Origin of the sequence: Algoriphagus winogradskyi, from assembly GCF_900182815.1 — a bacterium.
Taxonomy (GTDB): Bacteria; Bacteroidota; Bacteroidia; order Cytophagales; family Cyclobacteriaceae; genus Algoriphagus; species Algoriphagus winogradskyi.
On the sequence record NZ_FXUA01000001.1, the window covers coordinates 835,893 to 848,467 of the forward strand.

The 12,575-nt window shown below is 39.6% G+C and carries 10 protein-coding genes; 8 read left to right on the top strand and 2 right to left on the bottom strand.

Annotated features, from left to right (window positions below; genetic code table 11):
- The first annotated feature begins 2 nt into the window (after positions 1-2).
- The 8 genes from QOL76_RS03560 (at position 3) to QOL76_RS03595 (ending at position 11,117) form a co-directional block, all read left to right on the top strand.
- The gene (locus QOL76_RS03560) at positions 3-1,088 is read left to right on the top strand and encodes a mannose-1-phosphate guanylyltransferase (protein ID WP_283411649.1); all 1,086 of its coding nucleotides are present in this window, start codon (positions 3-5) and stop codon (positions 1,086-1,088) included.
- A gap of 17 nt (positions 1,089-1,105) precedes the next feature.
- A complete protein-coding gene (locus tag QOL76_RS03565; RefSeq protein WP_283411650.1) occupies positions 1,106-4,129 on the top strand; it encodes a hypothetical protein in 3,024 nt (1,007 codons plus the stop codon).
- On the top strand, positions 4,126-4,947 hold the full coding sequence (locus tag QOL76_RS03570; protein WP_283411651.1) for a hypothetical protein: 822 nt from the start codon (positions 4,126-4,128) through the stop codon (positions 4,945-4,947). The genes QOL76_RS03565 and QOL76_RS03570 overlap by 4 nt, the downstream gene beginning before the upstream one ends.
- Positions 4,944-5,504 carry a hypothetical protein gene (locus QOL76_RS03575; protein WP_283411652.1) on the top strand — a complete coding sequence of 187 codons (561 nt, stop codon included), beginning with the start codon at positions 4,944-4,946 and terminating at the stop codon, positions 5,502-5,504. The genes QOL76_RS03570 and QOL76_RS03575 overlap by 4 nt, the downstream gene beginning before the upstream one ends.
- Positions 5,501-6,682 (top strand): glycosyltransferase, encoded by a 1,182-nt coding sequence (locus QOL76_RS03580; RefSeq protein ID WP_283411653.1) that lies wholly within the window; start codon positions 5,501-5,503, stop codon positions 6,680-6,682. The genes QOL76_RS03575 and QOL76_RS03580 overlap by 4 nt, the downstream gene beginning before the upstream one ends.
- The gene (locus QOL76_RS03585; RefSeq protein ID WP_283411654.1) at positions 6,679-7,170 is read left to right on the top strand and encodes a GtrA family protein; all 492 of its coding nucleotides are present in this window, start codon (positions 6,679-6,681) and stop codon (positions 7,168-7,170) included. Before QOL76_RS03580 ends, QOL76_RS03585 begins: the two co-directional genes overlap by 4 nt.
- 136 nt (positions 7,171-7,306) lie before the next feature.
- A complete protein-coding gene (locus QOL76_RS03590; RefSeq protein WP_283411655.1) occupies positions 7,307-9,523 on the top strand; it encodes a T9SS type A sorting domain-containing protein in 2,217 nt (738 codons plus the stop codon).
- A 265-nt stretch (positions 9,524-9,788) separates the two neighbouring features.
- Positions 9,789-11,117, top strand: coding sequence for an ammonium transporter (locus QOL76_RS03595; RefSeq protein ID WP_377919194.1), 1,329 nt, complete (start codon positions 9,789-9,791; stop codon positions 11,115-11,117).
- Positions 11,118-11,188: 71 nt separating this feature from the next.
- On the opposite strand, the gene QOL76_RS03600 is transcribed toward QOL76_RS03595, so the two are convergent.
- Both QOL76_RS03600 and QOL76_RS03605 read right to left on the bottom strand, forming a co-directional pair.
- Positions 11,189-11,560, bottom strand: coding sequence for a hypothetical protein (locus QOL76_RS03600; RefSeq protein ID WP_283411657.1), 372 nt, complete (start codon positions 11,558-11,560; stop codon positions 11,189-11,191).
- Between the two features lie 87 nt (positions 11,561-11,647).
- A complete protein-coding gene (locus QOL76_RS03605; protein ID WP_283411658.1) occupies positions 11,648-12,094 on the bottom strand; it encodes a hypothetical protein in 447 nt (148 codons plus the stop codon).
- Positions 12,095-12,575: the final 481 nt, after the last annotated feature.

The following is a 12,575-nucleotide window of genomic DNA, read 5'->3' on the forward strand; positions in this document are numbered from 1 at the left end:
TTATGAAAAATCAAAATAATTATGTCGCAATTATGGCCGGAGGAGTTGGAAGCAGATTTTGGCCAATGAGCAAAACCAGCTATCCAAAGCAATTTTTGGATATACTAAATACAGGAAAAACATTGATCCAGTCCACATATGATCGATACACTTCGTTTATCCCTGAAGAGAATATTTTCGTGGTCACGTCAGAAGAATATGTCTCTATCGTGAGAGAACAATTGCCCATGCTCCCTGCAGAAAACATAGTGGCAGAACCACAACGAAAAAACACTGCTGCTTGTGTAGCCTATATCTCCTTCAAACTGCAGAAAATCAACCCAAATGCTAATATGATTGTGGCACCCAGTGACCACCTGATTGGAGATTTGGATTTGTTTACCCAGACTTGCCAAAAGGCTTTAGATTATACTTCAAGTAGCTATTCTTTTGTGACACTAGGTATTAAGCCTACACACCCAAATACTGGATATGGCTATATTCAGTACGATGAGAACAAAAGCTCCGAAGGAATCTTTCAGGTAAACCGATTCACAGAGAAGCCTGACCTATCCACCGCTAGAGAATTTTTGTCAGAAGGAAATTACCTCTGGAATTCAGGAATATTTATTTGGAAGGCTGAAGACATTATTGATTCATTTTGGGAGCATTCTCAATACATATATGATTTATTTAAAGATATTGAGGCAGACTTAAATACTGAAAAAGAAGCTGAGGCAATCCGAAAAGTCTATGAGGTTTGTCCTTCTACTTCTATTGATTATGCCATAATGGAGAAAGCTAATAACGTCTTTCTAATTCCTTCGGATTTCTCATGGAATGATTTAGGAACTTGGAATAGTGCTTGGGAAAACTTCTCAAAAGATGAAGAAATGAATGCCAGCAATAGCAACAGCACAATTCTAGTAGATAGCAAAGGTTGCTTGGTTCATTCAAACGAACAAAAGCTCATGGTGATCGGCGGTCTAGAAGATTTGATCATCGTCAATACACCCGAGGCACTGCTTATCTGTAAAAAAGAAAATGAGCAACAAATCAAGGAATACGTCGCTAAAGTCAGGAAAGTAAAAGGAGAACTTTATATTTAGTAAAAAAGGATTAGCACGTGAAGAGTCAAGACACTATGTTATGGGAGGAATTTATAGGGAAAAGGCTGCTTTTGGTAGCCTTATCTCTTGGACTAATTACTCATGGGATAATTGTCTACTTCACCTTGCCCCAGACCTATGACGCCTATGTGCATATGTTTTTCGCGGATCATTATTCCAGGTTTTGGTTTGAGCCGTGGGAATATCGCTGGTATACGGGTTTTCTGACCATCAGCTATCCACCTTTAGTTCACCAGCTTCTAGCTCTGATCAGTAAAGTATTTCCGCTGAAAATTGCCTTTAGCATCTATTCAATAGTGATTTTTGAAGCTTTGATCATCGGAATCTATCGATTCACCAAGATGTTCTATTCGAAGCAGACTGCTGGAGTCGCAGCTATTCTGGCAGTGGTATTGAGCTCGCTAGTAGAGACACTTCACGTATATGGTCAAGTACCCACGCTCACAGGACTGGCTTTCTTGCTAAACTCATTACCATTTCTTTACCAATATTTCAAAACATCTGATTGGAGGTACCTAATCATGGCTTGGGCTTTTATCGGCGTAGTCGTGAGCTCCCACCATGTTACTGCTATTTTTGGAATGGTGTTTTTTATAGCTCCTACAGTACTAATGGCGCTGATAGACAGACACCCAGAGTTGGGAAAAAAGAATCTATTTGGAAGGTTTTTCCCTGATTTGCTAAAAGTCATTTGGGGTAATATGTGGCGAATACTACTCTTCGGTGTTACAACAATCATCTTGACTATTACGCTGATTTTCCCGTATTGGTATTGGAGTCGAACCGACCCTATCAGTCAAGTATCAATTCCTCATGGATCGAGAGACAATTTTCTCGAGGTTACCAGCTCAGGATTGGTTTTTTATATCATCCCTCTACTACTGATTTTCGCCTTGCTTCCGGCGATCTCCTTTTTGATCACCCGAAAGAAAAGACACCTAGGATGGGCAGTTTCCTTCTATATCTGCCTTTTACTTGGAAGTGGCGGCACCACCCCCCTTCCCAGACTTATGCTAGGCGAAGCCGCATTCAATATCTTGACTCTGGATCGTTTTGGATTTTGGGCTTCTATCATCGCCATACCATACATGAGTCATTTGCTGGTTTCCTTTTTAGGCGGAAACATCAAAAATTATTGGACAAAAAAATACGGGGAAACTTCACACTTCCTTATCTCAGGAGTGAGCGGTTTTTCCTATCTCCTATTTATCATATACATTTTTCATTTGGCTAGTTTTCGCCCGCTACAGCCCAAATCTGTGGAGATTGAGCCCATCATCAATTTTCTAAACCGGGACGATCACATGCGTTGGCGCTTTCTGACGCTTGGCTTCGGGGACCAAATGGCCTGGCTTTCTTCCAATACTCTGGCAGCTACGATTGATGGCAACTACCACTCCGCCAGAAGGCTTCCCGAAATGACTTCCCGCGCAGTGGAAAGATTGGAAAATGCAAAATACCTAATGGAAGAAGGCATGGCTTCATTGAACGACTTCCTCACCGTAGCAGAAAAATACCAGCTGAAATACGTATTCAGCAATGACAGGTATTATGATCCTCTCCTCTTTTACACAGGCTGGAATAGAACCATTAGTTTAGAAAATGGGATCATCGTTTGGGAAAAAGGCAATATTTCCACCATACAACCTATCAAACCGAAAGAGCTAAATCCTTTGCTTAAAAAAGCTTGGGGAATTCTCCCCATATCTACTTTACTGGTTGCTATAGGTCTCACTTTTGTTTACTTATTCTATTTCAAAAAAACTCAGGAAGAGCTGGTAGCAGATGAAGAAGTGAGCATATATCCCAAACCGGTAATTTATTTGACAGCATGGCTACCCTTTGTTATGTTCAGCAGCTTTTTGGTCTTTCAGATCTATGAGCTTTTACTGATCGATGAGCAAAAGGACCCTACGACTACAATTTATTCCCATTTTGATGATTTAGATTTCCAGCGATTTGAAGAAGCATTTCAATTTTTTACCCCCGGGCCTTCCTATAGTCTTGATCAATATTTACTGGAAAAATCAGTAAGCGATGGAGGTTTATTGCCGTCTTTTGCAAAGCTCGATGCACTCAAAATAGATACGCTAGAGCTGGAGGAAAATTCAGCCAAAATGAACGTCCTAAGCACTTGGAGAACTTCTTTAGGCAATAGGGAGAAGCAAGAAGTGATGAACTTGGAAAAATTAGGGTCCAAATGGTACATCACCCCTCCTAAACTTGACTTGGAAATTCCTGAAGAACAAGTAATTACTTACAATTACACACTATTCAAGAAAATGGGGAAGCGTAAAATCAGTAGTTTTCCAACCGTAAAAGACGACCGGATCAAGAAGCCATTTGCTGGATTTTATCAGGCAAATTTGATTCAAGTAGGTGAAGAATATAACCTTACCGGAGAGCTGATCAACGCCGATAATATCCCGATCACTTTAGCACTAAAAGCCGTGGTAACTTATGAAAATGATAGCTCAGCTACATTTTTCCCGAAAACAAATTTCCATTACAATCTTGCACCAAAGGCTTCTACCTGGTTTCAGTTACCACTGGGAATGCAAGAGTTGGAAGACCAAAAGAAAATTACATCAATCAGGCTGGAGTTAGAAACTGACATCAGTGAGCGTGGCTATATCAGAGGTGGCGAATTAGGCTATAAGACACTCACAGAAACTCCAGATGAAATGCTGTTTGAAGCTTCCATGAAAAATCCCTTTACCGTAGAAATAACTATCCCGGGTGTACTTATTTCTGAAAAAGACGATCTAGGAAGGATCCTTCAGGTAGACCTATGGACCTATCCTAAATCTATACGTAGCGGGCTGGAAGGTAATTTTGAAATTCCTTTCCAAAAAATAGGTTCAAACTCAAAGGTCCTCACCCACCTACCGATAGAACTTCAAATTAACGGTCAAAGGAGACAAATGCTAGACGAATTACCAGCAAGTCAACCTTCCCCAAATGAAAGAATCAGCTTATTGCCTCATTGTTTTTTATCTCAAGAAATCTACCTTCAATGAAACGACTACTATTATTCATGATAGGTAACTTACTTTTTGGCTGCCAGCAAGAAAAGGTTACAAAACCTGAGATGTTGAATCCAAAAGCAACATTTGTGGTCAACCTAGACAGTCTTCTATTTGAGGCAGAAGCACGTGAATGGCAGGCCTGGGTGAGTACGGCAGTTCAGGTTATTTATCCTGAAGTAACCCAACATGAGCAACAATTAAGCATTTCTATCAATCCGAAAAATGGAGTAATAGAAGGCTCTGCTTACCTTACGCTTCAGGCAGGAGAGGATCAATTTGTTTATCCTATTTATCTCAGAAACCCTAAAGAAACGCGCAATTTGGTAGATCTGCGAAGTCCGAAAACAGTCAATACTGATTCTTCAATGATTCAGCAACAAATTCTATATTCCTACGACCATTCAGGTAACCTATCTGTTTTGGAAGAAGGGGTATACTTCAAGGAAAATTCAATAGGATTAAATCCAAAAACAGGAACATTCAAAGGCATAACAGCAAGCAGACAATCCAGTTTCTATGTAGACCCTGGAACTGTCACTGAAATTCCCCTAAGTATTTCAATTGATGATTATGCAAGCACGGTTACATTCAAAGCTGGCCCACTAGTAGATCAATATAAAAACGAGGTAGCAGATGGTACTCTCGTGTTATTTCTCTTTGAAAAAGACAACTACCAAAAAAGAATTGAAGCAGTAGTAAAAGATGGTTACAGTATTCTGACTTCACCCTACTCCGAAGTAGAAAATGGTAAAATAAAAGTAAGAATTGCTCACATTTATTCTCAAACCTTAACTATCCAGAAGCTATGACCAGATGGATATTCCTAGGATTTCTACTGATAGTTGGGGCATTACTGATCTCCATGTCCCGACTTCAGGTAAAAAATGATGATGTCCCCTATTTTCTTAGATATGATTCGATTGCAGCTAATTCTAACCCTCAAATTGACCTAGAAATTGAATCAGTTATTGTTCCTTCTGAACAGCAAATAGAAAAGCTTTTGGAAGATTATGCAGCAATTTGGGCACATCTGAACGAGCTCTATCAGCATTCTAACCCTAAGCCCAATAAAGAACGATTTACAGAACGATTCTACGTCAATCTTGCTGAGAACTATCAAGAAGGCCCACCCGGTCCCATCCGACGAACGAATTTAAGTCATGCTATTCAGATAAAAACTTGGTCAAAAGACGGACTAGCCTGTAATATACTTGACAGTTTAGCTGTATTCCAGTATCGGTTTCCTGATAACACCAGCCAAACCAGCGAAGCAAAAATTGCAGTTAGCCTTCTATTCCAAGGAGACAACTGGAGATTAGATGCCATCAGATTTATTGAGGAAAAAACCACAACCCCGACACCATGAAATTAGCCTTCATTACTCCCTACCCACCAAGTCAAGTGACCCTTAATGAATACGGGTACCATCTTTCCCAAAGCTTCATCGGCAAAAAGGGCATAGAAAAGATCTATATTCTCACCAACAATCTGGAGGACAATAGCCAATATTCCAGGTACGCTACGGATGGACTGGAAATTATCCCGTGTTGGGATTTTGATAGCTGGTTTACAGTTTTGAATCTGAAGAAAAAGCTAAAAGAGCTGGCTCCAGACGCAGTAATTTTAAACCTACAGTTCATGACTTTTGGTGCTGGCAAAATTCCTGCGGCATTAGGTTTACTTACTCCCTGGATGTGTAAAAAGCTGAATATACCCTCCGTAGTCATCCTTCATAATATTACCGAAACGGTAAAATTGGATACCATAGGGATGGCTGATAGCAAATTGAAAGGCAATCTTTTCCTTTGGATAGGTGAGCAACTCACCAAATTCATCCTCAAGGCAGATCTAGTGGGTGTTACGATTTCCCAATATGTCACCATTCTCAAGGAAAAATATAAGGCTGAGAATGTGATTCTTCTTCCTCATGGAAACTTCGAGCTTCCCGAGCGTAACTACGTTCCAGAAGGCTCAAACAAGATCAACTTGATGGCTTTTGGGAAATTTGGTACCTACAAAAAAGCTGAGGTGATGATAGATGCAATGGAAATTCTTCAGAAAAAATATCCTGAATTGGAATTCACCTCCACCGTAGCAGGCACAGATAATCCCAACGTGAAAGGCTATATCGACAGCCTAAAAAATAAATATGCTCATCTACCCAATGTAGAGTACACCGGATATATCCCGGAGGAAAAGGTCTCTCAAATCTTCTGGGAAAGCACATTTGTAATTTTCCCTTACACTACTACTACAGGAAGCTCAGGCATTCTGCATCAGGCAGGAAGTTATGGACGAGCGTGCATACTACCAAAAATTGATGATCTCGAACGGGTGGTAGACGAAGAAGGATATGGTGGAGCCTATTTCGAAACTGATGATGCTGCGAGTCTCGCTCAGGCAGTTGCTAGCTTGATAGATAACCCAGAAGAACGTAAGAAGATCGAAGACCAAAACTACAAAGCAGCCAAAGGGCTACCTATGGGAGAACTCGCACAATGGTACCTAAGCCACATCCACACTCTCTTGAACCAAAGAAAATGATCTCACTACTTAGCCGGGCGATAGAAGCTTTCCTGCAGCTATTTTACCCTCTTTTCAGAAAATGGCTTGCCTATGATGTGTATGCCTATTTGGCTGTAGGAGCGATCAATACCGCTTTAAACATCCTATTATTTGCAGTTTTGTATGAGTTTATCCTTCCTAAAGAAGGTTGGGTAATACTTGACTACTCAATAGCCTCTTACACGCTTGCCTTACTTATTGCTTTTTTCGTCACCATTCCTACAGGGTTTTGGTTGAGTAAAAATTTCGCTTTTAAGAGCGCTCCCTCTGGAGGCAAGAAAACCACAAAGCAACTATTTAAGTACATATTAGTAGTTGGGCAAGGCCTTGGCAGTGATTACCTGATCCTCAAAGGATTGATTGTATTTTTTGAAATGGAACCCACCCTGGCCAAAATCTTCTCTACAGTCATCGTATTGACAGTGAATTTTTTACTTCAAAAGTATTTTACATTTAAAAACCACTAAGTATTTTCCATATTTTGGAATATTTCACTAAATATTCCTAATAATGGAAGGTGCGCCAAATGCAACTTATTGATTTTAAGGTTTTTATGAGTTGGCTTACAGATTGAATAAGTATTACCACTTAACAATCGGAGTCATGCTAAAAAAACTACTTTCCAAACTAATTTTCATTGTGCTTTGGACTTTAATAACAAGCATAAGTCATATGGCTTTAAGCCAGCAAGTTGGAAACAGACGTTGTCCTGAGCTTTACAAAAGAAATAACGGGAACGGACAGAAGGTTACTGAATATGCCTCAAACATCAGTCCTGCAAGCATTTATTTCCTAAGTGCACTTTCCAAATCAAATCAAGGGAATTTCACCTTTGGCTGGGCGGAGCCAATCATTTTTCCACCCGTTGTGACTAAATCATGGATCACAACTACCGACGGCAATACTTACTTAGATTGGGAATTTGGCAACAATGAATCTGGAAGTCCATTTAATCCTCCAGGAATTCCAAATGGAAATGAGGTGAAATATACTTTTTACAACAATAACCTTCCCACCGCAGGTCTAATCACTTTAGAATTAACAGACCCAATTGACGGATTACCTTATTGCACTTGTACCTACCCATTGACTTCGGGCTCATCAGCTGAAGTAAAGTTAGTTTCTGAAGAAAATTTGCGGGTAAGCTCTGGAAATGACGGTGGATTGGAAAGTAGAAGTCTGGGTACTGCAGTGGTAGAGCAGGTTTTTGAAAGATTCTCCAGTGGAAAAAACACCTTGAACTACAAAGAGAAAGAAACTCTAAAAAATTATAGAAAAGCTAAAGTAAACGGATTTGAACTCTCTTCTTTAATCCCAGATGAACAAATGCTGGGAGAGAATTTTGTGGGGTACCTTACCAGTCCAGAAGAGTTGTTAGCTATCACCAATGCCGAGGAAGTTGTATCAGTTGACTTTCTGAATCAAGGAAATAACCTTGCGACTTTCTTTGCTACTAAAACATCGGAAAAGGTTTACGAGCACTCCAAATACGTGTGTGATAGGTTAAAGGGGGCTGAAATTTTGGCAATTGACAGTATTCAGATTGGTGAATTTAATTTGATCAGGAGCTTGCTGAAACCAACCTCTGGCCTAAATGAATATTCAATCTCTTTTTCCATCGGAATTACTCCAGCTTCGAATGAAATGCATTTGCAATCCGCATGGCTTTTGGAAGATTATGTTTCAGAGCCAAGTTTTTACAACTTCCAATTTTGGAGTGCTGATGGAAAACTCCTTCAGTTGATGATTGAAAATATTTTATCCCAAGTGAAAAACTTCGGATCACTGCATCAGACAGTGTCTAAAACAACACCGGGGATTTTTGTGAGCAAAACCCATAGAATCACAAATGATCCAAGCAAGGTGTCATTAAAAATCTGGAACCGAACGCTTGAAACCTCAGCTACAATCCAACTTACTTCCAAACCAAATGAAAATTCACAGACTATGATTACGAGTACTATGGAGGTGGAATTGACCCCCATGGGAACATCTTCAGTGGAAATCGATGCAAAAGATTATTCTGAGGTAAGTATAAGTTTGATAGATAAAAGCATCAAAAATGATTACCTCTATCAAAGTGATGGGATTTGGGCACATTACATCCCAACGGGTGGTAGTATCATTCAAAATCAAATTAGCAACACAGACAATTTTGAAGTTTTGGACGGCGACTATCCTATTTTACGAAATGTAGCGTTTTCTGCTTCTGGATCTGATTATGCCACTGTGTATAAGACCATAAAAGGAGGTGCAGTACCTGAGGACTTGAGTGAGTTCAACTTCTTAAATTTTAAAGCTTCCGGTCAAGGAGAAATGACCATACGTTTTGTGAAAAAATCAGTAGAGAACTTCGACGCTCATTACTACTATACTTTTGACCTAAGCAAAGAAATCAAAAGCTATAGTATACCCTTGAGTAATTTTCGATCAAATGAGTTTTCAGAAAATGTGAAACTTGATGATTTGGTCATCCTTTCCTTTACCTCTCAAAATCAGGGCTTAATAGCTATGAACCTGAGTGAGATTCGCTTTTCAAATAGAAATGAAAATCAAAAGAACTCTGTCTTATCGATAAAAGCTTACCCAAACCCATTCCAGGAAAAGACTAATATTCAGTTTGAGTCAAAATTTGGAGGGCAGATGCAATTAGGCGTTTATAATCTTGACGGAAATCTAGTGGCAAGTGATCTTATAGAAACTAAAGCAGGCCAAAATCAGCGAATTCTAGAATTGAACAGAGTGACTAAAAAAGGTATCTACATTCTAAAAATCTCTTCAAACTTAGAATTACTTACTTCAAAATTAATCATCAATTAAGAGTATTCTGACATAGAATCCATAGAAGCGGTTAAAAAAACCACCAAAAAATAAATCTTAAACAGGAATTTGGGGTGAAAAGAAAATGCAGAACACAAGTAGTAATCTCCTGTTTTATAACACCTTAAAGCGTATAATTACCAGTTTTTAAAAACCCTACTTTATTAACTTTTTGCCTTTTATTGTAAGTTTTTATTCTGTATTAATTAAATAACACAGAATAAAAGATTAATTATTTTATTTTTGTGGCATGGAAAAAAGTGGAATGAAATTCAAGTGGAAGGTTGCATTTCTGATAACGATTGCGGCACCTGTACTAGGTCTTTTTTGGAAGCATAGTCAACCTGTACTGGAAAACTTTGGAACTGAGAGTGATCTGAATTATGCGGATATAGCTTGGCTACTCACCGCATCCTGTTTGGTTTTACTGATGACGCCTGGGCTCTCCTTGTTTTACGGCGGGATGGTCGGCAAGAAAAATCTTATTTCCACAATGTTGCAGAGCTTCATCTCGCTGGGAGTAGTCACCATGCTGTGGGTAGTGGTAGGTTTCAGTATCGCCTTTGGGGATCCTATCGGCATTACCATCGATGGAGTAAAGTATGGTCTTTTTGGCAACCCATTCCAGTACATGTTCTTTGATCAGGTAGCAGAATTACCGCATAAGGCGCTTGGTTCCTCGATTCCATTTATCCTGTTCGCCTTATTTCAGATGAAATTCGCTGTGATTACTCCTGCGATCATCACAGGATCTTTTGCGGAGCGGGTTCGCTTTATAGGCTACCTTTTCTTCATTGGCATCTTCTGCATATTTGTCTATGCACCTCTGGCACACATGGTTTGGCATCCAAATGGGCTGATCGGTTCCTACTTTGGTGTGCTTGATTTCGCCGGCGGGACAGTTGTGCATATCAGCGCGGGTCTTGCTTCCTTGGCTGGGGCTTTATTTTTGGGTAAAAGAAACAAGCCTCATCACGAACCTTCGAATATCACCTATGTACTCCTCGGAACTGGCATGCTCTGGTTTGGCTGGTTTGGATTCAACGCGGGTTCTTCCTTAGGAGCCAATGCCACAGCGGCACTTGCATTTGCTACTACAACAATATGTTCCGCAACAGCAATGATGACCTGGGTGCTTTTTGATAGGATTCAGGGAAGAAAAATCTCTGCCCTGCAAGCTTGTATAGGTGCAGTAGTCGGGCTGGTAGTGATCACCCCGGCAGCTGGCTACATCACGGTTCCCGAAAGTTTCTTCTTTGGAGCTGTGGGAGCCATCGTTTCCAATTTGGCTATGCATGCGAAGTTTTTGAAGAAAATTGACGACACACTGGATGTCTTTGCTTGCCACGGAATTGGCGGAATTATGGGGATGATCCTCACTGCAATCTTCGCAGGAAAAGAAGGCTCTAGTTTACTTCATGGAGGCATCGGAGTATTCGCGTCACATATGGTGGTGCTAGTGGGTGTATGTCTTTTCTCCTTTGGGATGGCCTATGCTATTTTCTTTATCCTAAACAAATTTGTTACGCTGCGAGTGCGGGAGGAATACGAAGAAGTGGGACTTGATATTTCCCAGCATGGGGAGTCGATATAAGTATTTTACCTTTCCACGAAAAAAAGCCTCTGAGAAATCAGGGGCTTATTTCTTGTGAAGTTTCCTATTTCTTAATACCCAAATTTAGAAAAGGTCACAAAAGTTGAGTCATTTTCAATCCTATATTCTACACGTTTTTCTAGTGGTGCTCCATTAGTATAATATCCAGTAATGCTGGTTTCTTTTTTACCATCCGAATGGGTAAATGTCAAAGAATATGCACCATCAACAATATTATTTTTCATAGACAAAAAATCTGACACACGCTCATCAGCCTGAATATCACCCATAGCCAGGACTTCCAACTTCTCTGTGGTGCTAAATCCCACATTCGTCAGCATTTTGTCTGTGTTGTTTTTGATAACTACCTCAATACCTTTTTCCTCGTGAGAAACACAGGAAATTAAAGTCATAATTAAAAATACAGGCAGGAATTTTTTCATTTTTTAGTCACAAATAATAATCTAGTCAACTGCATAGTAATATCAAGTCCAGCTTCTGGAGAAGCAGGACAACAGTGGGATTTGGAATCACCTCTCTAATTCCTTCCTCATAGCAAGCCCAATAATTGGCCCAAACACTAAAGCAGGAGCTAGAGCAGTAATTACAATTCTTATCAACCCACTCAATGATAGATCAGAGACTGAAGCAAAAAACATTATTAATAAACAAGGTACCGTCCAGCAAACTAACAGGCATTTAACACCTATAAATACCCCATTCCTTCCTTGACTAATAGCCTGAGCAGCATGTGGCCCAATGAAATAAGCTATCGCAAGTGAGCAAAAGATTAACAAACAAATCATAAAAATTTGCATCGGTTCAATAGCAAAGCCAATTGCTAATCCACTACTGCTTTCCCCAATGGTTCCCACCATAATTAAGATCAACAGTACAATTGTTATAATGGCTACCGTACCTGTGATCAGCAGATATTTAATAAATAAAAAATTAGTATTGCCAGGAAGCTGTATCATAGTCTATGTTTTTAAATGCTTATCTAACTCTAACAGTCGGTTTCTCAAGTCTATTCTTTCATGGAGGATCCTGGTGATTTCCACATAATCTTCATTCACTTTTCGATAGAAAATTATGTGTCGATTTGACCTCATTCCAAGCAACGCTTTTGTGATCCCCTCGTAACTTTGACCTAAAGCTGGCTTGTATGCAATAACCTGGCAGGTTCCTATTAGGAATACTTGTCGGCTTGGTTTTCTGACCCCATATCAAATATATTATTCTATTTTGAACAATTGGTCAAAATGATTTCCGAGTGATATTGATGTGTTTTTGTTCATCCTGATGCTGTTTGGTTTTAATATACCAAAAATTGGTACATCTTATAACTACTGGGTTTTCTATAAATGAGTGAAATAACCAATTCCAACTAGGTTAAAATTCCTAAACCCCTCCCACCATAACCCAGAATTTCTGAAATTGACTTTCTAAGCAAAACGC